This is a genomic window from Haloarcula sp. 1CSR25-25, assembly GCF_032027985.1.
In the GTDB taxonomy this organism is placed as follows: Archaea; Halobacteriota; Halobacteria; order Halobacteriales; family Haloarculaceae; genus Haloarcula.
In genome coordinates this window covers 79629-102221 of record NZ_JAHYBW010000006.1, presented here as the reverse complement: position 1 = coordinate 102221, position 22593 = coordinate 79629, and the positions used below count along the sequence as shown (strand labels likewise).

25 protein-coding genes, 1 tRNA gene and 1 other RNA gene are annotated in these 22593 nt (G+C 58.2%); 12 read left to right on the top strand and 15 right to left on the bottom strand.

Annotated elements, in window-relative coordinates; translation table 11 throughout:
* Positions 1-36: 36 nt before the first annotated feature.
* Positions 37-273, bottom strand: a complete 237-nt coding sequence (locus KZ498_RS16890; protein WP_312620297.1) for a hypothetical protein — start codon at positions 271-273, stop codon at positions 37-39.
* A gap of 326 nt (positions 274-599) precedes the next feature.
* Between KZ498_RS16890 and KZ498_RS16885 the strand changes: the two genes are divergently transcribed.
* The gene (locus tag KZ498_RS16885; protein ID WP_312620296.1) at positions 600-2285 is read left to right on the top strand and encodes an NAD-binding protein; all 1686 of its coding nucleotides are present in this window, start codon (positions 600-602) and stop codon (positions 2283-2285) included.
* Positions 2286-2685: 400 nt separating this feature from the next.
* Here KZ498_RS16885 and KZ498_RS16880 read toward each other — a convergent pair whose 3' ends face one another.
* Positions 2686-2922 carry a hypothetical protein gene (locus tag KZ498_RS16880; RefSeq protein ID WP_312620294.1) on the bottom strand — a complete coding sequence of 79 codons (237 nt, stop codon included), beginning with the start codon at positions 2920-2922 and terminating at the stop codon, positions 2686-2688.
* Positions 2923-3009: 87 nt separating this feature from the next.
* A complete protein-coding gene (locus KZ498_RS16875; protein ID WP_312620292.1) occupies positions 3010-5184 on the bottom strand; it encodes a CDC48 family AAA ATPase in 2175 nt (724 codons plus the stop codon).
* A gap of 573 nt (positions 5185-5757) precedes the next feature.
* Here KZ498_RS16875 and KZ498_RS16870 point away from each other — a divergent pair.
* Positions 5758-6708, top strand: a complete 951-nt coding sequence (locus KZ498_RS16870) for a mechanosensitive ion channel family protein (protein WP_312620291.1) — start codon at positions 5758-5760, stop codon at positions 6706-6708.
* Positions 6709-7075: 367 nt separating this feature from the next.
* Here KZ498_RS16870 and KZ498_RS16865 read toward each other — a convergent pair whose 3' ends face one another.
* Positions 7076-7549 (bottom strand): DUF389 domain-containing protein, encoded by a 474-nt coding sequence (locus KZ498_RS16865; protein ID WP_312620582.1) that lies wholly within the window; start codon positions 7547-7549, stop codon positions 7076-7078.
* A gap of 84 nt (positions 7550-7633) precedes the next feature.
* Here KZ498_RS16865 and KZ498_RS16860 point away from each other — a divergent pair, with 84 nt between their 5' ends.
* Complete coding sequence (locus tag KZ498_RS16860; RefSeq protein ID WP_312620581.1) at positions 7634-8878, top strand: inorganic phosphate transporter; 1245 nt, start codon at positions 7634-7636, stop codon at positions 8876-8878.
* A gap of 119 nt (positions 8879-8997) precedes the next feature.
* Here the strand turns inward: KZ498_RS16860 and KZ498_RS16855 are convergent, their stop codons facing one another.
* The 3 genes from KZ498_RS16855 to KZ498_RS16845 are packed head-to-tail and all read right to left on the bottom strand — an operon-like array spanning position 8998 to position 10164.
* Entirely contained in the window at positions 8998-9381 is a 384-nt protein-coding gene (locus KZ498_RS16855) for a hypothetical protein (protein WP_312620290.1), read from the bottom strand.
* 46 nt (positions 9382-9427) lie between these two features.
* Positions 9428-9646 carry a DUF1328 domain-containing protein gene (locus tag KZ498_RS16850; protein ID WP_312620579.1) on the bottom strand — a complete coding sequence of 73 codons (219 nt, stop codon included), beginning with the start codon at positions 9644-9646 and terminating at the stop codon, positions 9428-9430.
* A 14-nt stretch (positions 9647-9660) separates the two neighbouring features.
* Positions 9661-10164 (bottom strand): amphi-Trp domain-containing protein, encoded by a 504-nt coding sequence (locus KZ498_RS16845; RefSeq protein ID WP_312620288.1) that lies wholly within the window; start codon positions 10162-10164, stop codon positions 9661-9663.
* Between the two features lie 75 nt (positions 10165-10239).
* Between KZ498_RS16845 and KZ498_RS16840 the strand changes: the two genes are divergently transcribed.
* Positions 10240-10485: a hypothetical protein gene (locus tag KZ498_RS16840; protein ID WP_312620287.1), complete on the top strand. Its 246-nt coding sequence runs from the start codon at positions 10240-10242 to the stop codon at positions 10483-10485.
* A gap of 113 nt (positions 10486-10598) precedes the next feature.
* The gene (locus KZ498_RS16835; RefSeq protein WP_312620286.1) at positions 10599-11120 is read left to right on the top strand and encodes a cupin domain-containing protein; all 522 of its coding nucleotides are present in this window, start codon (positions 10599-10601) and stop codon (positions 11118-11120) included.
* 122 nt (positions 11121-11242) lie between these two features.
* On the opposite strand, the gene KZ498_RS16830 is transcribed toward KZ498_RS16835, so the two are convergent.
* The gene (locus KZ498_RS16830) at positions 11243-11524 is read right to left on the bottom strand and encodes a site-specific integrase (RefSeq protein WP_312620284.1); all 282 of its coding nucleotides are present in this window, start codon (positions 11522-11524) and stop codon (positions 11243-11245) included.
* 546 nt (positions 11525-12070) lie between these two features.
* On the opposite strand from KZ498_RS16830, the gene KZ498_RS16825 reads away from it, so the two are divergent.
* Positions 12071-12559, top strand: coding sequence for a cupin domain-containing protein (locus KZ498_RS16825; protein ID WP_312620283.1), 489 nt, complete (start codon positions 12071-12073; stop codon positions 12557-12559).
* Between the two features lie 855 nt (positions 12560-13414).
* On the opposite strand, the gene KZ498_RS16820 is transcribed toward KZ498_RS16825, so the two are convergent.
* Both KZ498_RS16820 and KZ498_RS16815 read right to left on the bottom strand, forming a co-directional pair.
* Positions 13415-13489 (bottom strand) — tRNA-Arg (locus tag KZ498_RS16820).
* 74 nt (positions 13490-13563) lie between these two features.
* Positions 13564-13833: a DUF5798 family protein gene (locus KZ498_RS16815; protein WP_312620281.1), complete on the bottom strand. Its 270-nt coding sequence runs from the start codon at positions 13831-13833 to the stop codon at positions 13564-13566.
* A 79-nt stretch (positions 13834-13912) separates the two neighbouring features.
* Here KZ498_RS16815 and KZ498_RS16810 point away from each other — a divergent pair, with 79 nt between their 5' ends.
* Together KZ498_RS16810 and ffs are read left to right on the top strand one after the other, a co-directional pair.
* The gene (locus tag KZ498_RS16810) at positions 13913-14326 is read left to right on the top strand and encodes a hypothetical protein (protein ID WP_312620280.1); all 414 of its coding nucleotides are present in this window, start codon (positions 13913-13915) and stop codon (positions 14324-14326) included.
* A 79-nt stretch (positions 14327-14405) separates the two neighbouring features.
* Positions 14406-14718, top strand: an RNA gene (ffs, locus tag KZ498_RS16805) — signal recognition particle sRNA.
* Between the two features lie 401 nt (positions 14719-15119).
* On the opposite strand, the gene KZ498_RS16800 is transcribed toward ffs, so the two are convergent.
* On the bottom strand, positions 15120-16793 hold the full coding sequence (locus tag KZ498_RS16800; RefSeq protein ID WP_312620279.1) for an AMP-binding protein: 1674 nt from the start codon (positions 16791-16793) through the stop codon (positions 15120-15122).
* A gap of 100 nt (positions 16794-16893) precedes the next feature.
* Here KZ498_RS16800 and KZ498_RS16795 point away from each other — a divergent pair, with 100 nt between their 5' ends.
* The 3 genes from KZ498_RS16795 (at position 16894) to KZ498_RS16785 (ending at position 19332) form a co-directional block, all read left to right on the top strand.
* On the top strand, positions 16894-17496 hold the full coding sequence (locus KZ498_RS16795; protein ID WP_312620278.1) for a class I SAM-dependent methyltransferase: 603 nt from the start codon (positions 16894-16896) through the stop codon (positions 17494-17496).
* Positions 17497-18061: 565 nt separating this feature from the next.
* Positions 18062-18925 carry a fumarylacetoacetate hydrolase family protein gene (locus KZ498_RS16790; RefSeq protein WP_312620277.1) on the top strand — a complete coding sequence of 288 codons (864 nt, stop codon included), beginning with the start codon at positions 18062-18064 and terminating at the stop codon, positions 18923-18925.
* A 68-nt stretch (positions 18926-18993) separates the two neighbouring features.
* Positions 18994-19332 carry an IclR family transcriptional regulator C-terminal domain-containing protein gene (locus KZ498_RS16785; protein ID WP_312620276.1) on the top strand — a complete coding sequence of 113 codons (339 nt, stop codon included), beginning with the start codon at positions 18994-18996 and terminating at the stop codon, positions 19330-19332.
* A gap of 452 nt (positions 19333-19784) precedes the next feature.
* Here KZ498_RS16785 and KZ498_RS16780 read toward each other — a convergent pair whose 3' ends face one another.
* Positions 19785-19961 carry a hypothetical protein gene (locus tag KZ498_RS16780; protein WP_312620275.1) on the bottom strand — a complete coding sequence of 59 codons (177 nt, stop codon included), beginning with the start codon at positions 19959-19961 and terminating at the stop codon, positions 19785-19787.
* 90 nt (positions 19962-20051) lie between these two features.
* On the opposite strand from KZ498_RS16780, the gene KZ498_RS16775 reads away from it, so the two are divergent.
* Positions 20052-20450, top strand: coding sequence for a hypothetical protein (locus KZ498_RS16775; protein WP_312620274.1), 399 nt, complete (start codon positions 20052-20054; stop codon positions 20448-20450).
* 30 nt (positions 20451-20480) lie between these two features.
* Here KZ498_RS16775 and KZ498_RS16770 read toward each other — a convergent pair whose 3' ends face one another.
* From KZ498_RS16770 to KZ498_RS16760, 3 genes are read right to left on the bottom strand one after another with little or no spacing between them, the layout of a single operon-like run.
* On the bottom strand, positions 20481-21518 hold the full coding sequence (locus KZ498_RS16770) for a cytochrome b/b6 domain-containing protein (RefSeq protein WP_312620272.1): 1038 nt from the start codon (positions 21516-21518) through the stop codon (positions 20481-20483).
* A complete protein-coding gene (locus KZ498_RS16765) occupies positions 21515-21925 on the bottom strand; it encodes a hypothetical protein (RefSeq protein WP_312620270.1) in 411 nt (136 codons plus the stop codon). Before KZ498_RS16765 ends, KZ498_RS16770 begins: the two co-directional genes overlap by 4 nt.
* A complete protein-coding gene (locus KZ498_RS16760; protein ID WP_312620269.1) occupies positions 21922-22584 on the bottom strand; it encodes a 4Fe-4S dicluster domain-containing protein in 663 nt (220 codons plus the stop codon). The genes KZ498_RS16765 and KZ498_RS16760 overlap by 4 nt, the downstream gene beginning before the upstream one ends.
* Positions 22585-22593: the final 9 nt, after the last annotated feature.

The following is a 22593-nucleotide window of genomic DNA, read 5'->3' as shown; positions in this document are numbered from 1 at the left end:
GTCAGCACAAGTCAGCGGCGTATCGCTCGATAGTGCCTATTCGCCGCTACCACTGAGGGCAGTCATCGGAGTGGCGCCGGCAACGATAGCACCTGTTGCGAGCAGCGCTGCCGACAACACAACGAAATCCCCACTCGGTGAGTAGCCGGCCAGCCCAGCCCCAACTTGGACGATAAACACCGTCACAAAGAAACTGAGGATGGCAAAGGCCAGCATGACGAACGCCGCGATGATACCACTAGCTAATGTTCCGAACGAATCAAGAAGTCCCATTTGGTAAGTAACCTCAATTTAAAGGGGGAGTACACTGCATAAATCACTTGGGTTCTGCCTACGTCTAATTATGACGTTGTTTGAGTACTACGTGGCCTCGTTAGCAGATGATTCTCCCATATTCCATGAAAAAAGAACCGTATTACCGAATAGAAGCGCCATGTTTCGCACACTGGTTCTGACAGCTTCCAGGAATATCGAAGCGTGTGTGCAAGATACAAGGCGCATATTTCGCACCCACACATCATAGACACAGGGTACAATACACTGAAAGGGTCTCAGGAACTCTTTTCAAATCATTATAACCACAATGGTGGCATTCAGCAATGATTGATCCTATAAAGAGACTGACTGACATCCAGCTTTCTCGCCGAGACCGCCTCGTCACTTACTACCTCACCGGGTTAGCTGTGCTGGTCATGATTTACACGGTTACGTACAATTTCGCACTGGCACAGCTGGAAGGGGTCAACCAACCGATATTCGCCTCGTTCGAATTCATCGTCCAGACGATGACCACTACCGGATACGGTCAAGACTCCGGATATTGGAGTCATCCATTGATGTTCCTGTTCGTTGCTGGAACACAGATTTCCGGCATCGTTCTTGGCTTTTTTACGCTCCGGCTCATCATCATCCCGCTATTCACCGGGGCCGAAGTCAATCTCGACAACCAGCTTACTCCCAAGACGGACCACGTCATCATCTGTGAGTACCGTCGTGACTCTGCCGTTCTCCTTGACGAACTAAGAGAACTCGGTATCGAATATGTCCTGATCTCCTCATCCAAAGAGCACGCCAAGGACCTCGCCGATGACGGCTACTCTGTCATTCACGGCTCACCACAGGATGTATCGGCATTTGAACGAGCTAGCATCGATTCAGCACGGGCAGTCATTACAGATGCTGGCGATGCAAACGTCAACACTATTTTAACGGTGCGTTCGGTCGATCCAGAAATCGAAATCATCACTCTCACTGACGATAGCAGCATGCGGGATGTTCTTCTCAATACGGGCGCGGATACCGTCCTATCACCACACGGGGTTCTCGGTCGTCGACTCGCGGAAAAAGCCATTTCCTCATTCAGGTCGGATCTGACAGATACAATCGATCTCGGCGGTGAGATAGAAGTCACGGAAGTCCCGGTCCAGCACGGGAATCGACTAATAGGGACACGAATCCGCGATTCGAAAATCAGAGAGAAGACCGGAGCAAATATCATCGGCGCGTGGATTGATGGCGAGTTACAGCTACCGCCCGACCCGGATGCGATTATCCGTTCGAACACCGTGTTGCTGGTCACGGGCGAACATGATTCGCTGGAAGCGTTCAGTGAATTCACCCAAACATCGCGCACGCTCCGTCAATACAATCGTATCATCATTGCCGGACAGGGTGAGGTCGGCCAAGCTGCTCGGGCGGTCGCATCCAAGGAAGGACTCGATGTCGTAACCATCGATATTGAGGACCGTGATGGTGTTGACATCGTCGGTGATGCAGGGTCAGAGGAAATACTGAAAGAGGCCGGTATAGAGACTGCTGGTGCTATCATCATCGGTCTCGGAGACGATTCTACCTCACTGCTGACAACGGTACTGGCGCGGTCACTGAACCCGGATATCGAGATACTTGCTCGGGTAAGTGACACTGATACGACGCGAAAGGCGCTGAGTGCAGGGGCAGATTACGTGCTCTCAGTTCCACGCGTGAGCGCCCGAATGGTCGCCAGAGAACTGCGGGGTGAAGATGTCCTCGCACCGGCGAGTCAGATTCGGTTGCTCCGCGTCCCGGCAACACCGCTGGCAGGGTCGACACTCGCAGAGTCGGGAATCTATCAGAAGACGGGGTGTCGCGTCATTGCTGTTGAGGACGAATCAGGTTTCACTAGCAATATCGACCCGCATCGCCGATTTACGGGTAATGAACGAATCGTCTTGGTCGGCTCCGACGAGGCGGTCCAGGAGTTCAGAAAGCAGTTCGATGTGTCATCAGTGGAATCGGAAGCCTGAGCGAACGGTTTAGATGGCTCACCACAAGGAGGGCGAAGTATCTGAAATTGAGGTGAGGTGCGTCAAGCAACGCTTCTCTATCCTGCTGGAAGAACGTTTCCTCTGAATCTGGCTGACTGATTTTTGAATATTCGGCGGGGTTCAATCTAGTGGTATCTCCAGACGATCGAACGCCAATATTCGGTTCCTCTCGATAGAAAATTTTGCTGACTACAATCTCTATATCTTGCACGGCGTTTCTGACAGGATTCGGGTAGTTTGCATATCCAGCCGATAGTTATCTCCTATACTGACCCCCAGTCTGCCTGGCCGGGTATTCGGCGAGAAGTGCGATTAGTTTCCTGGAGAACTCTGCATCTCTAATCAGCATGGGACGGGACGGGCGGAAATCGAAGTATTGCTATTCGTAGACCCCGCCGAGACTCGACATCGGTGTCGAACCGGCCACAATTGCGCCGGTTGCCAAGATACCGGCCGAAAGCACGACGAACTCTCCGCTCGGTGAGTAACCGGCCAGCCCTGCGCCAGCCTGGACGATAAACACGCTCACAAAGAAACTGACTATCGCAAAGACCAGCATCACGATTGCTGCAATGATACTACTCACTAACGCGCCGAAGGAATCAAGAAATCCCATATCAACTCGCAAGAGTGCCAAGCGACCGACAAGGATTCGTTTTAGATGTCCACGAAAGACAGACACAGCGACCGGCTGCTGTCTGAATTAGTCCTCGGCTGTGATCTCTTCGAGTGCCGCCTCGAAATGCGCTTGCGTCAGCACGATATCCTCGACAGCCGTCGGTTCGTCACTGGACTGGGCCCGGACGTGCTCACGAACGGCTGCGGTGGCTGCGCCGCGACACAATGCGGCCACATCGGCGCCCACCAGGCCATCCATGTCGGCGGCGAGTTGGTCGAGGTCGACATCGTCGGCCAGTGGCCGATTGCGGGTATGGATCGTCAGAATCTCCCGTCGAGTTGCCTCGTCCGGTGCCCCGACCTCGATTTTTTGTTCGATCCGGCCCGCACGAGTGAGTGCATCGTCGATGAGGTCGGGGCGGTTCGTGGCCGCGATCACAACCACATCCTCCAGCTCTTCCAGCCCGTCGAGTTCGGTCAGCAACTGCGACACGACGCGTTCACCGACCTGATTATCTCCGCCACTGCTGCCACGCTTGGTTGCGATGGCGTCGATTTCGTCGAAAAAGATGACGGTGGGTGCGTTCGAGCGCGCTTTCTCGAAGATTTCCCGGACCCCTTTCTCGCTTTCGCCGACGTACTTGTCGAACAGTTCGGGCCCCTTCACGGAGATGAAGTTCGACTGAGCCTCGTTCGCGACGGCCTTCGCCAAGAGCGTCTTCCCGGTGCCGGGTGGCCCGTGGAGCAAAATCCCCTTCGTCGACTGGAGGTCTACCTGCTTGTACGCATCCGGATAGGCGAGGGGCCACTCGATGGCCTCCTGCAGTCGCTCTTTGGTCGCTGCGAGTCCACCCACGTCGTCCCACGTGACATCGGGTTTCTCGACGAACACCTCTCGGAGTGCGCTGGGATCGATCTCTCGGAGCGCCGACCGGAAATCCTTCTCGGTTACTTCCAGCGTTTCGAGCGTCTCGGCGCTAATCTCGTCGCCTTCGAGGTCTAGGTCCGGACGGACGCGACGGAGCGCGTTCATCGCTGCCTCCCGGACGAGACTTTCGAGGTCGGCGCCGACAAACCCGTGTGTGTTGTCGGCGTACTGCTGGAGGTCGACATCGTCGGCGATAGGCATCTCTCGGGTGTGGATCTGGAGGACCTCGTGTCGGCCCGCGGTGTCAGGGGCGCCGATTTCGATCTCGCGGTCGAACCGGCCGCCACGGCGGAGCGCGTTGTCGATCGAATCGACACGGTTGGTCGTCCCGATGACCGTCACTTGACCGCGGTCTTCCAACCCGTCCATCAGGGAGAGCAACTGCGCTACCACTCGGCGCTCGACTTCACCCTGCGTATCGTCTCGCTTCGGGGCGATGGAGTCAATCTCGTCGATGAAGATTATCGACGGCTCGTTTTCGCCAGCCTCCTCGAAGACCTCACGGAGTCGCTCCTCGCTTTCGCCGTGGTATTTCGACATGATTTCCGGGCCGGAAATCGTCGAGAAGTTGGCATCTATTTCGTTGGCGACTGCCTTTGCAATCAGCGTTTTGCCGGTCCCAGGCGGGCCGTGGAGCAAGACGCCCTGAGGTGGCTCGATACCGAGTGCCTGAAAAAGCTCGGGGTGGGTCATCGGTAGCTCTATCATCTCCCGAACTTGGTCAAGTTCGTCGTTGAGTCCCCCGACGTCCTCGTAGGTGACGCTTGGTGAGTCTGGACCGTCGGCCGCCTCACCCGCCCGGTCACCACTGACAGATTCGGCGGATTGCTCGACCACCTCGACGGTGGTTTCCTGCGTAACAATCACGGTCCCACCAGGCTCGCTGTCGACGACACGGATCGGAATCCGGCGGTTCGAGCGCCCCATCACAGAGCCGAGTCCGAGCGAGAGCGGGACGGTCTGTCCCGCCTGCACAGCCCGGTTGGTGAGCTTTTCGCGGAGATACGGGGCGAGATTGCCACGAATTTGCAGGCCGTCAGGGAGGGCAATCGACAATTGGCTCGCCGGCTCGACGTCGGCTTCTTCGACAGAAACGATTCGGTCGAGTCGGGCGCCGATTGTTTTGCGTGTTTGCCCGTCGATGCCGATGATGCCGCGCTGTCGTTCGCCTGCTTGTCCTTGCCTGACACGGACAACTGCAGTCCCGGTTTCTCCTTCGATAGTGACGAAATCGCCGTTATCGATCCCGAGTTCCGCCATCGCCTCCCGGTCTATTGCTGCGATACCCTTCCCTGCAATTTGCCTGTCGAGTGGCTTAACAATGAGTCTCATGAGTGTGACCGTCCAGACTGCACTCGAGGAGAGATACCCCTCCAAGTCTTCGAGACGGATACAGAACTGGAGTTACTACGTATACTGGGCGATTGCGGAAATAAGTTGGTAACTATCATCTAACAGCTAGACAGCGGCAGCAGATCGGGCTGTGCAAGATATAACCTCTGCATTGGCCACACCAGTATTGACAGTAACCGGGTAGTTCACTCAGGTTCTGCTTAATACAGGACGCGGTTCTTACACTGAGGGGGGTCTCAATCGTTGCCAATCTACTAGTTAATATGAGCTGCGTATTGACTGCGATACTTCTATTCTTTTTCGATAATGTTTATAATAGTAGTTGTAGATGGACCGTTTTATATTTCGAATCTGTTGTCATTTAAAATCACAGCAGTAGATATAATAAACACACAAATCTATCTGTTTAAAACCAAAGTTCTATCAATCTTAATTTGTGTCTTAGACTATAATATTCCCTAACTTTTATTAATCTTTTGACTTTTTAGTTGGTGGATGTTCACAGAAACCATCTCCCCTGTCCCACTACAGGGAGCAGTTGTGGACTCGGTAATGCAAGCAATCGGGAATGCCATCGCGTTCCTCCCGACGGTACTCGGGGCAATCGCGATACTCATTGTCGGATTCATCATCGGGCGAATCCTCGGCGGAATCGTCACTCGCATCGTTCGCAAAATCGGACTTACTCGCTACACCGAAGGGACTGCCATGGAAGAGGTCGGGAGCGGGGATGGGGTCGCTCGCGCCCTCGGAAAGATCGTCACCTACTACGTTTACTTCGTCGCGCTCCTCGCCGCAGCGAACGTCTTGGGCATCGCCCAGTTGACAGACCTGCTCGCGGAACTCGGCGCGTTCCTGCCGGTCATTCTCGGGGCACTTATCGTTCTCGTCATCGGGTTCGTCGTCGGCCGGATCGTCGGTGATATCGTCGCCGACGTTGTCGGCGGCTTCGGAATCGGAAAGTACCTCGCTGGGACGCCGCTCGAACGACTCGGGGACACGGAAGGTGAGTTCGGTAGTTTCGTCGGCAAACTCGTAACCTACTACATCTACCTGCTGACGCTCGTCGCAGTTGTCGATATCCTCGAAATCGCAGTGCTTGCCGACCTATTCAACACGTTCGCAGGCTACCTTCCGGCCCTGGTCGCCGGGCTCCTCGTCCTGCTGGTCGGTATCTGGGCGGCCGAACGGGCTGCCGAGGTGGTCCGTGAAACCGACGATAGTCGGACCTTCCACCTCGCCAGCCTGTTCGTGAAGGTCGTCATCTACTACATCACCGTCACGCTCGCGTTGGCGACGATTGGGATCAATATCACGATTCTGACGACGCTGTTTACCGCGTTCATCGCAGCCTTCTTCGGCGCGCTCGCGATCGCGCTGGCGCTCGGAATCGGGCTGGCAGTCGGACTCGGCGGGCAGGATTACGTCGCCGAGAACATCGATGACTGGGTCACGTCCGTCACAGACAATATCGGTCCAGACGACGACTCGACGAACAACTGAGCGCAACGCCACCTTTCTTATGACCTATTCATCACGTTTATACACCCCAATGGAGCGTGGATCTTGTACCGTCGTCCTTATTATTTGACACCGGAACGGTACCATTTCTAAGACCCTGTTGAAATCCTATTCTTCAGATCGGTTCTCACCTGAAACAGCCGGTCGATGAGAGTTGCGTACTGACTGCCGATATTTTTGCCATGTCGACAAGAGGTTCCGATAGCCGTGCGAGATACACAGCGCGTATCTTGCAAAAGATGGGCTACTGCTTGCTATTGAAATCACTCGGTACAGAGGGTTAGTTTCCCAGAAGAGTCCGTTCGATTCGATATTGACGAGCGAAACAGGCGATAGAGAAGTTGGAGGCCTATTTGGTTGTGTGCGCTTTCCGATCGCCACGAGCTCCGAGCCGGAGTGTCACCGTCCCAGTTATCACGACCATGCCTGCATTGAGGACGAGTAAGAGGAGGCCGCCACTGGCCTTGTCAGGCGCTTGTGACAGTAATGTTATTCCACCTGCGGCTGCAGACGGGACAAGTGCGAGGGCAGCGACGACTCCGACGAGCGTGTCTTGCCGTTCTTTGTCGGTCGTTACCCCCGCCGCGATACCCGCCGCGGCAGCAGCAACGACGCTGAACCATCCGGCCGTAATGCGTTCCTCCAGCAGTGGTTTATCAATGAGATTCGCCGCAGGTGGGAGAACGCCTGTCATGTTCAGCGCTACCGTCGTCACGATAGCCCCCGCAGTCGCAGCGAAAAGACCGACGAATGCGACCAAGGCCCCGTAGCCTGCTCGATTCACTCGGTTGGCAGCAAGGCCAGCGGAAACGAGTCTCAACACCTGTCCAGTAACCACCGTGACTTGTCAAGTGAGAACAAGTTCAGAACTCATAAACCTGGGTCTGACAATGGTAAGACAATTACGATGGTGGTTCTCCTGACTGTCGTCGGTATCGGTGTCGCCATATTTGTTGGATTCAACATTGGCGGTTCCTCAACTGGCGTCGCGTTCGGCCCTGCAGTCGGCTCACGCCTCATTCGGAAGACAACTGCGGGGGCATTGTTCGTCGGCTTTGGATTTCTCGGTGCGTGGACCGTCGGTCGGGAAGTCATCGCGACGATGAGTAGTAGTATCGTGCCGGCAGCCCAGTTCACACCCATCGCCAGTGTCACCGTGCTGTTTTTTACCGGCGCATCGCTGTTGATATCGAATCTTTACGGCGTCCCGGCTTCGACTTCGATGACCGCTGTAGGTGCCATTGTCGGATTAGGGCTCGCATCCGGCACCCTCAATGAGGCGCTGATGTTCGTTATCGTCTCAGCTTGGATAGTCGCCCCCCTGACCTGTTTGTGTATCGGCGTCGTAACCGGCCGCTATCTCTACCCCTATCTCGACCGCCACACTGCATTTACGACATTCACCCTCCACTTCATCCAGCTCGACCGAACGGGAGCGATTCCACGGCCGTTTATCAATCGGAGCGCATCACTGCAGGATACCATCGGCTCACTCTCGGTTGTCATCATCGGCTGTTACATGGCGTTCTCGGCAGGGGCATCGAACGCTGCGAACGCTGTCGCTCCCCTCGTCGGTTCTGGCGGGTCGCTCACCGTTAGTCAGGGTGTCCTGCTCGCGGTCGGGGCTTTCGGGCTGGGTAGTTTCACCATCGCCCGTCGCACGCTAGAAACGGTCGGGGACGATATCACGGAGCTCCCGATTCTGGCATCACTGATCGTTTCACTGGTCGGTGGAACGGTTATTACTCTTCTTTCATCGTTCGGAATTCCAGCGAGCCTCGCCGTCAGTACGACCTCAACGATAATTGGGCTTGGATGGGGTCGAGCGAGTCGGGCAGCGACGCTGACGGAGTTAGCGACACCATCGCCTGCCAGTCCAGATGTCACAGTCTCCACTGGTGCGTTGGTCACCTCACGCGCCGAGGATGTTCCTGCCGGGCCCACCATCGGCGATATCGCCCGAGAAGAGAAACCGCCAGAGAAGCCAGATGAGATTCCAGCCATCCCAGATGTCGGCGCTGTGGGGCCTGCAGACATCGACCGGCGAAGCCTCTTCGACCCGGCAGCGGCCAGACGTATCGTGACGATGTGGGTGTTGACGCCGTCGCTGGCAGTTGTGGCTTCATATTCAGTGTTCGAATTCCTATTATGAGTACATCGCTCGCTTACTGCGACCCTGGTTCAACAGTATTGCAACGACACAAACAGGCCCGTCGTGCTGCATAGCTACTCTGTATCTCGCACGCCGTTACTGACAGTCTATGGGTAGTTCTAATGGGCAATGCTGAATACAGCGCGCGTATGCGGTAAACCGACCGTCTGCAAAAGCGCACCGAGATCGTGCCACATTTCTACATCGTGGTGGGGGGTCAGTTGGTGTGACATCTCTGCTGGCTGTCGAAAAACGGGAAAGTACCCGCCAGCCCGCGCGAGTGCGTTGTCTTTGTCGACGCCCGCGACTGTCTCCATGCCGACGACGCCGTGTTCACCCTCGGTGAGCGTCCCGGTCTTGTCGAAGATGATGATGTCGAGGTCTCGGGCCTGCGATACGGTCTGCTGAGCCGTACTCAGAAAAGTATGGCTCGATTGAAATCCAAAGTCTGGGGACAGACGCTGCCGGCTGTACTGAATACACAGGCCATCTCGATCACGCAAGACTGGTTGGTACTGGACTGACCGAATCTTTAGAAATAGGGATGGGTTATAGAACGAATGATAGGATTGCGAGGACGATGAAGATAATCACGAGCCATTTTGCAATATCCATGCTCACACCGGCGACGCCTCGCGCCCCGAGAACGGCGGCGACGAGAGCAAGTATCAAGAAGAGGACCGCAAGTTCGATAAATCCACCACCAAACTGCAAGGGAAGGGACGAAACGGAGGCAACTCCATCTGGGAGCACCTGATGAATTATCATGCGAGGACTGGTCATTAGTTCGTCACCTCGCCAGTAATCGCTGCATCTGTCGAATTCGCTATCACACTCTGGAGACCTTTCAGGGCGTTGTGTTTGCGGGTGTATCCCTCGCCACTGGTCGCAATAATGTTCCCGTTGCGATGGCGGAGTCGCCAGCGCCATTCATCATCACGGGCCTGGTAGACTTCGAACCGTGCCAGGGACTGTGATCCATCGGCGGCTCCCACGAGCGTGAGTTCCTCGTCCATTTCTTCAGAAGTAACGTCGACGGACGATACAGGGGAGGTATCGCTCGATACAGGCCATTCCAGCTCCAGTTCCAGACTCGTCACGTCGGCCTCGGTTTCGAGTTCGATTTCTAGGGTGAGTTCCTCGGGCATGTCGACGGTCACTGCGTCCGTGTCATCACCTAACCGAACGGCTCCTGTGCGAAGTCCGTCCGCCACACCGTGCAGCATCGATGCGATCTCCTCGTGACTGGCTGTCACTTCGCTCTCATACTTGTCGATTTGGCGCATGGTAGTATTTGACTAAGAAAAATCATAAATCAGGGACATTTTCATGCCCAATCGGCTATTGATTAACTGGGTGAAATGGGGTATCCGCTGTCTGAGCAGTTCGGCGAGTTTCCCATCCAGCAGTATCCGAACGTCTCCGAGGAGAACCAGCTGTTCGACGGCCAGCGCGTCCGCGATATCGTCAATGGCGATCTCTACCGGCCGATAGCCGCCCCACCCGTCGGTTCGCTCCTCGTCGCCAGCGGGGCATCAATTCCTGTCGGATGTTTGTTGAACTCACTCTCTGTATCTCGCAGGCCGGTACTGGCAGACTTTGGGTAGTTCTAATGGGCAATGCTGAATACAGGGCGCGTATCGCTCAATAGTCTTGAACGACTCACCTCACCCGGCATGCCTACCGTGTACATAGGTATTTATCGACGTGAATCCAACTCATGTTAACGGATATCGATTTACCAGCAGGGGACGCTCCGTTTACACTGGACCGCGAGGACGGTGAAGCCGTCTGGTTCCTGGGATCCTTGGTAATCATCAAGGCCACGGGGGAGAATACTCAGGAGTCGTTTTCGATGGTCGAGCAACTGTCACCGACGGGCTTCGCTCCGCCGCGGCACGTCCACCAGGAAGACGACGAACTGTTCTACATACTCGAAGGGGAGGCCGAGTTCGATGCCGGCGACATGCACACGCGTGCACGTCCCGGAACGACCGTCTATCTCCCACACGGGGCCCCACATGCGTGGCGCACGACCGAACAGACCCGGTTGCTTCAGCTGACCTTCCAGCCGGGCTTCGAACGGTTCTTCATCGAGATGGGGACGCCGGCCGAACGGCTAGGATTACCTCCCGAGCCCAAGCAACCACCGGACACCGAGGCGATCATGAACCGGATGGCCGAGTTGGGGAAGAAGTACGGCTTCGAACTGGTCGGCCCACCAATCGGTGCTGACCAGTGACGACGAAACTATGACAGTTACCGCCTTCGCCGCTCCTTCCGCGGCGTTTGGTGGGGCGGTTCGTTGCTGAACCCACCCCTCTGTATCGGTCACGTCGCTACTGAACGACGTTTGAGAAGTCCCTACCCGTGATGGACACGACGCAGTCCATCAGCGGTTGCTGTCCCCGAGATACGGATGTATTTCTGCGCAGTCGCCAGATCGCTCCACCCCATTAGAGCTTGGAGCGGCACCGGGGCGACGCCCTTGTAGGCGTGGTAGCTGGCGGCGGTCGCTCGCAGACAGTGTGGATAGACACGTCCTGGAAGGTCGACTTCGTCGGCTGCGGTCTGCACTCGTCTGTTGATTGTTGGCCGCGAGCGGGGAAACCCATCGTACCGGTTAGCGAAACGCTCGACGCACAACTCCAGTCGAAGTGAGAGGTCGAACAGAATGAGCCGCGCCGAGGCGACAGTCTTCGGATGCCATCGAGATGCGAGGGCATCTTCAGTCGATAGATCGTCGTTGTGGGTAGTTTCCTGTTAGGCCTGACGTCGGCAGTACCCGCACTGGCACGGTTCGTGTTGTGGGATACGAATCGTGCGGCGGTTCCAGTTCACCCACGCGGTCTGGAAGTGTGCGATTTCCCCAGCGCGAAGCCCGAGTGGGCCTGCGATGAGACAGATGAATCGCGCTTCAAAATCGTATGGTGCTGGAAGAGCTGAGCATGCTTCCAACAGGAGTTCGAACTGGCGGTTAGTAAGGACATCTTTGTGAGTATGTCGGATCATAAGTGCTTGTCGATGCCGGTCAGCCCATTCGGTTCCGGATTGCTTGTGATGGGACACCCGTAGTCGTTCTCATGCTGGCAGATTGGGAGTACCGCCGCAACGTGCTGAATAGTGGACGCTTGTTAGCACGGCTCAATCCGTACTTATCATCTCAGCTAGCGTTCCTAGCCTGAGGAAAATATGACTACCACATCATCTCAGGGATTCAGTACCGCAGACCACTACCACGTCCTCGGCGCGACCATATCGATCACCGCGGACAGCGACACGACGAATGGCGAATACCTGGTCCTGGACATACTCGTCCCGCCGCTGTTCGAGAACGGACTCCACACCCACGACCAGAGTGAAGTGTTCCACGTCATCGACGGCGAAATCCGCCTCCACGTCGATGGCGACGACCGCATCCTCGGCCCTGGAATGTCGGACTACGTCTCCGGAAGCAAGCCCCACGGCTTTGCGAATGCGGGCGACAGTACCGCCCGTGTCATCGCAGTGATGAGTCCGGGTGGCCCAGAAGGGTTCTTCCGCGAGGTGGGCCAGCAGGCCGACGACCGATCACTGCCCGCGCCCGTCGAACCGACCGAAGAGATGCTCCAGTCCCTGTTCGCCACCGGCGAAAAATACGGCTTCGAGTTCATGGGCCCGCTCCCGGAGCAGGCTGACTGATCGCCCGCGTATTCGTTCTGTTTCCGAGACACGGAAGCTGACCCGCTGAACTCACGCTCTGTATCGGTCACACTGTTACTGACAAAAACTGACCAGGTGAGAAAGACTCTGCTGCCTACTGAGCGCACATTTAGCAGGTCGCAATCACAATATTGGTAATTAAACGAGGCAGAGGGGACCGGCGCTGTCGACGTAGACTCCGGTAGCATCGATAAACAGGTAGTCTCCTTGTCTCTGCATCGCGTAACCGCCTAGTAAATACTCTATAACAAACTGGTATCGAGTTCTGACAGTGGATATGAGTTGCGCTAATTGCGACACCGATACCAAGGCGTACACGCTTCGGGTACACCCTGAGGAGTCCGACTCAGATATCGACATCTCGTTCTGCTCAACCGACTGTCTCGCAACCTGGGTGTGAGCCGCTACCTGTTCCTGAACCCTGTTTGCTTTAGTGGATGTCAAGATATTCCACTGATAATCTGACCGAGACAGTCTCTATATTCAGCACGGACTATTTGACAGCGCTTGGGAAGGTTCTTGAACGCCGTGAATTAACCGACACAAGCGATGGTGACGCCTCAATTGGCGATTGATTTTTCCGTGGAGAAAGGTGTAGATGTACACGAATCACCAGACGTCGCCACTGTGATTCGGAACCGTTCGACTGTCGAACGAAAGCAACCGAGGGGGTAAAATCAGATTTCGGTTTAGAAGGTTTGTAGGGAGTAAAACCGGCAATACCAACCGATACGGGCGCTGAGGGATTTGAACCACGGTCGGATCAAGCTCCTCCCTGATGCAAATCCCTCAGCAGACGCTCTTTGTTCGTCACGTCTGTTCCTCACAAAATCACGGGCGCTGAGGGATTTGAACCCCCGACGGTTTGGTCCGAAGCCAAGCACTCTGTCCAAGCTGAGCTAAGCGCCCTACGTACACTGGTATAACGACGTTATGGTTTAAACCAACCGGTTCCGACGCGCGAGGACACCGCTATCTTGGAGTTATTCCGAGACAGCTTCTGCCGTGTCGGCGTTCGCAGTGACTTCGGCCACCACCGACTCCGTGTCGACGCCCCGATCTTCGGCCAGTGCCTCGATGAGCGCGCGTTGTTCGGCCAGTTCCTGCTCCATCCCGTCGACGCGGGCGTTCGTCTCGTCGACCGTGCTTCGCAAGTCCTCGAGCTGTGTTTTCAGTTCGTTGACCTTCTTGTAGAGGTCCTCAGCGATATCGGCGACCTTCTGTATCTTCTTTGCGGTGGAACCAAGTCCCATAGCCACGGATACGGAGAGACGACATTTCCTCGTTTCGCTCGAACGTCGCTGTTAAGACGCCGCCGGACACAGCGACGATATGGACGACTTGCGGCTCGCTCCAACTGTCGGCATCGTCGGTTGCGTTCTATATCTCCTCGTGCTCGCGGTCCCGTACGTGCTCGTCGAGACAGCGAGTGCTGTGGGGGCGTACTACAGTTCGGGGACGCTGTCTCCGCTGTTGCCGGGCGTATTCGCGCTCGTCTGCATCATCGTGTTGGCGGCCGGCCGCGAGGGTCGGTCGGACCCGAGTGTCGCGGCGGGTGCAAGCATCGGCATGGGCGTGTTCATCGTCGCTCTCAGTCTCCTCTGGGCGGTTACCGTCCCCGAGAGCCTCGTGCTGGGGCTGACTGAGTCGACGTTGATGGAACACCACCGCTGGGGCGTCGTCATCGCCGGGTGTCTCATCCCGCTCGGCGGCACGTGGTTCGCGCGGGCGCTGGGCCTGCTGTAGGCTCGTCTGCCCACCGGGGCGTCGTCCAGCGGTCTGTGGGCGCATCCGAAAGGTCCTTATGGGGCGACGGCGGAGTTCAAGATGGACTAGGTCGGGGGGCTAGGCCCCCCTCCTCGCCCGCACTGTGGTCTTGAGCGGGGACCGAACACCGGGGGCGTCCGGTCTGACGGACGTGGACCCCGTGAGCTAACGTGGAAGCCTCGTCCCGCGGGGACGGCGGTCCGCGTGGTCGCACCTGCAGGGGTGCGCCCACGTGGTTAAACGATGGCACTCCGCCAGGCACGGAAGTGAGCAGCGGACCATCGAACACCCGTCGCTCGTGGGGTCGCGGGGTGGAGGAGGCAAACGGGATTACCCGCGTCCGAACGCCGGGCAATCCTGGCTGTCCGTTCCATTCATACCTTCTGAACCTACGAGCAGCTTATCGCAGGCCCACTGCCAGATAAACGGTAGAACAATCAGTCGAGTGGTCGCACGTCAGCGGGGAGCCGAACCGGCAGGAGTATGTTCGCCGGGTACCCGATTACTGTCTCACATCCGGGTTGAGTTACAGTACCGAACGTCCACGGGTTTACAATCAATTTAGTGTATATCTGATGGTGTATCGACTCGTATTTCAGATTGTAGAACCAGATACCCCGAACTAACAACAATCTGTAAATATTCGAGTGGCATATAGATGTATACCCTTCGAATGTATAGGCCAGTAGGGACATTCTAAATATAACTGTCTCCCGAGATAGCGGATACCCGACCGCATGCAGGCGTTTCGTGGCTGCCAGCGTCTCGGGGATTACGGTGGTCCGCCGTCGGCGTCCCACTCCTGGAGTTCCGGCCGCCGGATTTTCCCGCTGGTTGTCTGTGGCAACGCATCCGCGAACTCGATCTCGCGAGGGTACTCGTACTCGGCCAGGTGGTCCCTGACGACGGACCGGATTTCGGACCGGAGCGTCTCGTGGGTCGGTGCGTCGCTGGCTGCCTCGACGTAGGCCTTGATAATCTCGCCGCGCGTGTCGTCCGGCACGCCGATGACACCCGCCTGGACCACGTCGGGATGTTCTAGGATCGCGCTCTCGACCTCCATCGGCCCGACGCGGTAGCCGCTCGTGATGATAACGTCGTCCTTGCGGGATTTGAACCAGACGTAGCCGTCGTCGTCACGCCTGGCCAGGTCGCCGGTCACGAACCACCCATCGACCTCCTTGGCCGCCGTCTTCTCCGGCATGTTCCAGTACTCGTCGAAAAATACCGAGCGGTCGTGTGGCCGCACCGCTATCTCGCCGAGTTCGTCGGTCGGGAGGGGGTCAGCGACGCCACGGTCGGCGGCTTCGGGGTCGAGAATCGCCAGGTCATACCCCGGCAGCGGCTTGCCCATGCTGCCGGGCTGGGTGTCGAACCAGTTCGAGTTGTTGGCGACGACGAGGTTCAACTCCGTCTGGCCGTAGAACTCGTTGATGGTGACCGAGTCGAACGTCTCTGCCACCCAGTCGACGATCTCCGGCGTCAGCGACTCGCCGCCGACGGCGAACGTCTCGATGGCGAGGTCGTACGTCGCTGTCGGGTTCTCGATATCCATCAGCAGTCGGAGGGCAGTGGCCGGCATGAACGACCGGGAGACGTCGAACTCCGAAAGCAGGCCAAACACCTCCTCCGCCTCGAACCCCGAGGCGGGGTAGCCGACGATAGTCCCGCCGTGGTGCCACGTCGCAAAGAGCGTGCCACCGAGCGCCGCACCCCAGGCCCAGTCCGCGGGCGTCCAGACTGTCGCGTCCGGTCCAAGCCCCTGGTCGAAGAAGTTGTACGCCGCCGCTGCTCGCCCGAGCCAGAGCGCGTGGGAGTGACGGACCCCTTTCGGCGGGCCCGTTGACCCGCTCGTGTACAGTATCGCCGTGTCGGTGTCGGGCGTGGACTCGTAGGGCTCGATGTCGGTGGTTTCTGGCGCGGCGAGGACGTCCTCGAAGGCGTGGACGTCGTCCGACGGCTCGTCGGTTTCGATCTCGACGACGTGTTCCAGCGCCGGACAGTCGTCCCTGACCCCGGTGACGTCGTCACGCACTGCCGGGTCGATAATGGCGACGGTTACGCCGGCGTCGTCCAGCCGATACCGGAGCGCATCCGTCCCGAACAGGACCGTCAGCGGAACCGACACGGCACCGAGCTTCCAGTTCGCCAGGTGCGTGATCGGGTTCTGTGGCTTCTGTGGCACGACGACGCCGACCCGGTCGCCGGCCTCGACACCGAGACCGGCCAACCCCGCTGCGAGTCTGTCCGACAGCTCGTCCAGTTCGCGGAACGTGTACTGTTCGCGGCGCCCATCGGGGTACGCCTGTTCGAGCGCCACCCTGTCGAGGTCCTCGTGTTTCCGCAGGAAATCGACGGCCGGGTTGTACGACGACGGCAGGTCCCAGGCGAACTGGTCGCGGGCCTCGTCGTACCGCTCGAAGTCCGGCATTACTGTCCAGACCATGCCGAATCGGTCGCCTGGGTTCGTGTTGCGTTTTTCGGTCGGTGCACCGCTGTCGCGGCTGAGCCGGCAGAACTTTCCGTTTGCACCTCCCGACTTGACCGTGGACTCTAACGATATTCGTGCGGAGTGGGCCGACCGGTCCGGCGAATACTCTCCGACGTATTATGCGTACTACGGGGCCGACGAGACGAGTGAGCTACTGAAGTCGATACTCGAGGATCACGTCGGCCGGGACGCGGCCGTTCTGGAGGTCGGCTGTAGCTCCGGGCGGCACCTCGCTGCGTTGTCTGAGGCTGGCTACTCCGACCTGACCGGCGTCGATATCAACGCCGATGCGTTAGACGTCCTCGCTGAGACGTACCCCGACCTCGCGGCCAGCGGTTCGTTCCACGCGAAGGCTATCGAGGAGTTCGTCACAGACGTTCCAGACGACACGTACGACGTCGTATTCTCCGTCGAAACACTGCAGCATCTCCACCCGGACGTCGACTGGGCGTTCGGGGAACTGGCCCGCATCGTCGATGGCCTGCTGATCACCGTCGAGAACGAGGGCGGCGATGCGGGCGAGGTAAACTACGTCGATGACAGCGTCCCGCTGTTCTACCGAGACTGGAACGCGGTGTTCACAGCGTGTGGACTCGCTGAGATCGATTCGATGGACGGGAACCGGGACACTGTCCGTGTGTTCCAGACTCCCGAGTAAGGCAGGTTCGGTTCAGTAGAGCTGGGTAACGCCATTTGGAAATAAATACCAGAAATATAGAACTATATCTGGTGCTTTGAGGTCTGGACGATAAGATAAGCGGATATAACTGTGGAATGCGGATTTTCGATAGCTGTATCCACAAGTAGCGGTGGTAGGTAACTCTTTAGAGCTGAATGTGGGAAGGACGGGGACAGGAGAGAGTGTAGGTCACACCAGACGAGGATATCTGCACCGGTCTCCGACTGGGAGGGTTTCCAGACCAGTTTCTGGGCGCGGTAACGCTGTGTTTTTCTACCTGGTCACTGGGATGGCAGAATAACGTATGTACGTCTGTCATTCGTACTGTTCGGTGTTGGTGAACGGTGGTTTGACCGTGGAACAACGGGCCAGCGGCCGACGGCAGGTGGTTCCCGTCGCGTGACCCTGCAGAGCGTGCTAACGTGGACCGGCGATGCAGTTCATACATCAGAACCTCCAAGATAGCTGTCGGCGGTCGTCGCCGCCAGCTCACGGAGGCGGCGGCAGCACAAGATTCATGTCCTGTTGTAGTTTGCTACATAGTATGAGGTACTACCAGCTACGCGACAGTAATTCCCAGCGGCTAGTAGCCGCCACTGACGACGGGGCATACGATTTGACCAGCGTCAAACCCCAGCTGCGAACCTTCCGTGACCTCCTGAAGGCGGCCTCGATTGCGGATAGCGAACCGGATCAACTCAGCGCCCGCCATCTCGATGCCGCAGAGACAGTGTCCGAACAGCAACTCGAAACGGACGCGACCGACCCTGTTAGTGCAGACGAAGTCTGGGCCGCCGGCGTCACGTACCAGATAAGCGAGGAGGCGCGGAAAGAGGAAAGCGACACGCCGGAGATGTATCTCTACGTCCACGACGCGGAGCGACCGGAGATCTTCTTCAAATCGACGCCTAATCGAACTGTCGGGCCCGACGAAGCAGTCGGAATCAGAGCCGACTCGGACTGGGACGTGCCAGAGCCCGAGCTCGCAATCGTCCTCTACGAGGGGGAGATCGTCGGCTACACCATCGGCAACGACATGAGCAGTCGGTCTATCGAAGGGGAGAACCCGCTGTACCTCCCCCAGGCCAAGGTGTACGACCGCTGTTGTGCGGTCGGCCCGGCCGTCGTCACAGACATCGAAGATCCGCACTCGCTGGCGCTCTCGATGTCGATCCACCGCAACGGTGACCGTGTCTACCGCGGGGAGACCAACACCAGCGAGATGAAACGCACCTGTGAGGAACTCGTCTCGTACTACACCGCACACAACGCGGTTCCCGAACTGTCGGTACTGCTTACCGGGACCTCGCTCGTTCCCGACGACGACTTCACGCTGCAGGAGGGAGACCAGGTCACCATCGACATCGAGTCCATCGGGACACTGAAAAACCCCGTCACTGTCGTCTGAGCGGACAGCGAACCGGAGTGTGGCCGCGGTAGCTCTGGGAACTGCCACGCTCAGGTGTTCCCGGCCTGATGCCACGAATCCGCTCCGAACCGTTTTCTGTTGTGGGATTGCACGTCGGTCTGCTGTGTGAGCGCCGTGCATCTGCCGGAGACGTCTGCGTCGCTGCGCCGGTGGGCAGCCACGACAGCGAGAACCTCGGTGCGGTCAGCGTTGCGGGACCGACAAACCGGTTCCGCGGCGACCGATTCCGCGAGGAACTCCCACAGACCGTTCTGGAAGTCCCAACTGTCGTCGAACTGGACAACGCCTGTTCCCGACGGCGGCGTTCAGAGCAGGTGAACGAGAGTACGGTACTGTGTCAGCATGATGGATGGCCGAAGTTTCGACAGGTATGGCCGGGCCAGTGATAGCACAACAGTACAGACTGTAGCTCACTGCGCCGGAAAATCGTTTGCAGACACGTGCGAGCGCCCCGTTCCTATGGTCGGTGACGACGGCTACCACGACCCTGACACACTGTGTGGTCCAATAACGAGTGTACTACTATTAGCCCGGGTGAGACCCATCGAACGTCGTTTTCTAGCCACAGCGACCCGCCAAATAGTTGCTGACGGCACAGATCTGCGTGGAACTTCACTCTTGTTGAATATTCATCTCTAAACAATCAGGATATAGGACTCTTTCAGAGGACAACGAAGTATATATGCAATATATATCTATAATCCCCGCCAAAGCCCATCTAAATGCGGCTCTCGTCACGCGAGAGACCGATATATCCGTCTGTAGATGCCTTCCGGTTAGAAATACAGCGATAGCTCTCGCTGGGCACCCACTCTCCAGTTCCCGACAGTGTGGGTGGCTATGCGAGGAACTGGACACCGAGGGCCAGCAGGAACAGTACCACGACCCCGATCGACGACAGCTCGAGCCACCGAGACCGGACGTCGTCTGACCTGATACTCGCGACAAACAGCGTTCCGACGACGCCGACAACTACGACCAGTGCTAGATACACCGCGTTGAGCGCTGATGCCATACGATACCATTGCACAGCGGCACAGTAAACCCTAGTGGTTGAGCGAACCCCGCCACAACGGTAATGGGACCCTATCACATAGACAGGGGCATGCGTCTCGAACTGCGAATCTGTAAACACTGCTACGAGGGGGACCACGGCAACGCCGAAAAGACGGCTGTGACACAGGACATGGTCGCCTGCGCCGAACAGGTCCGCGAGTACAAGGACCTCATTGGACTGGATGCGCTCTATATCACGAAGGTGACCGAGGGCGACCCCGGCGGCGCGGAGGCGCTGGACGTCATCGTCGCCAGCATCGAGGGCGACCAGGTAGCGCTCTCGGACACACAACTGGTCATGGAGGACGGCGACGGCAACATGCTCGTCTACCCGGAGCCCAAAGACATCCTCCAGGTCCTGACCCGGAACCTGAACCAGATTCAGGAGCAGACGCGGCAGGACGTCGACGTCGAGCTATCGCCGGAAGGGCAGGCGCTGATCGCGTAATCGAACGGAAAAAAGCGGCTGTCGGTCGGTTCAGTTCTCGCTGTCGTCTGCTTCGGGCTGGCCGCCGTCGGTCTGGGGCTCGCCCCCGTCGGCTGCGGCCGGCCGCTCGTCCCGTTCTAGCTGCTGTTCCCAGCGGATACGCAGGACGTTCCCGTACATCGACAGCACGAGCCCGACGCCGAGCACGACCATCCCGAGGTTGATACCGACGGTCAACAGGATACTGGAGGGGCCGCCGCCGATGGCGAGTTCCCGGGGCACCGGGTACCCCTCGTCGAAGATGCTCCCGATGAGCACCGAGACGATGCCGATGACTGTCATCGCGCCGAAGACGGTCGAGACGGTGCGCCAGGACGGCGACAGCGAGAGCCGCTCGATACCCGTCGTGTCCGGCTCCTCGTCGTCGTCGTGGTGTTCCGGCACCATGCTGCGGGGGATGAACGCCTTCGTCTCGACGGGGTAGAAGGCGGGGTGCATCCCGTGCTCGAAGATGTGGAACATGACCCCCATCAGCATGATGACGCCCAGCAGGCCGTGGAACGTGACGAAGGCCATCGCGGCCGCCTTGGTCTGGAACATCGCGGCGAGTCCGGTCTTGCTCCAGATGAGCAGTCCCGAGATAGCGAGCAGGGTCAACTCGATGGAGAAGATGGCCACGACGCCCTTCCCGATGTAGGACAGCAGCGGGACCTCGTCGGCTTTGTAACCGGCGAACTGGCGCGCGCTCGGGTGGCGTTCGTCAGCCCGGCCCAGCACGAACTGGATGTCCTGGATGAACGCGTCAATGTCTTCCTTCCCGGGGATGATTTTCGAGAAGTTGCTCCGGCCGGTCGAGGAGATCAACTGCAGGGTGATCCAGAAGACGACGAGCGCGACCAGCCCGATGCCGGTGATGCGGTGTATCGCCGTCACACCGGAGGCTCCGCCCATGAGCGTGAGCATCCACCACAGTTCGTCGTTGAACATGATGGCGTAGCCGGTGAAAAACAGCAGGAACACGTCCAGGCCCAAAAGCGAGTGGAACAGTGTCGTCACGCGCGTGAACTTCCCGTGGTCGAGGTTGCTCACGCCCCGTCACCTCCCTGACCATCGCCGCGGGCCGGCGAGCCACCGTCGGCCGCGACGGCCTCGCTGACGTCCTCTCCGGGGTCCCGCATCTGGCCGGCCAGGCGCTGGAACGCCGCCCAGTGGATGAACACCATCACGAGTATGAACGCACCCATGATGACGTCGGCCGCGTGGATGAGAGCGATGAGGAAATCGAGCGCGGGGATGGTGTTGCCGAACACCCAGTCCGAGCCGATACCGCCACCCTCGACACTCGGGTTGACCCGGTACAGCGATTCGTAGCCGATTCTGAACCCCTGTGCCCAGACGACGGCCAGCGCCGCGACGGCGAGACCGACGATTGTGCTGATGAGCACCGAGACACGGCTGTAGCCGTTCACGTCCGGAAGGTCCTCTTCTGTCGTCATCGGAACTCACTGGCGTCTTCGCCAAAGATGATGTCCATTGCCACGTCGTTGAAGAACGTGTCGCTGCCCCTGTTGTCCAGTTCGTCCGATATCTGGGCGGGCGTCCCGACCAGGATGGCGTCGGTGGCACACTCCTCGGCGCAGGCCGGCCCCTTGCCGACGTCCTGGCGCTCCTCGCACATGGTACACTTGTCCATGTTGCCACCGCTGCCGACGAGGTTGGCGACTCCCGAATCCTCGTCCGGGAACTGCGGCGCGCCGAAGGGGCACGCCGAGAGACAGTACTGACAGCCGATACAGAGGTCGTCCCGGACCCGAACGAAGCCGTTATCCTTCGAGATGAGCGAGTCGGTCGGACACACTGAGGTACACGGCGCGTTCGAGCAGTGGTAACACTGCATCGGCACCGCTGTCTCACCGGGTGACTCGCCCTGAGCCATCGCCTGGCCGCTACTCGCGTTGAGCCCCGACGCGGCTTCCTGGCCTTCCAGCATCGTCGCAATGCTGATTCGCTGTTCGTCACGCGGAACGTCCCACGTTCGTTTACAGGAGACGACACAACCGCCACAGTCGATACACGCTTCGACGTCCGGGAAGATGCGCGCATCCTCGCCGGTACTCATCACGCCGTCACGCATTACTTCGTTGCCTGTTGACATTCTAAGTCA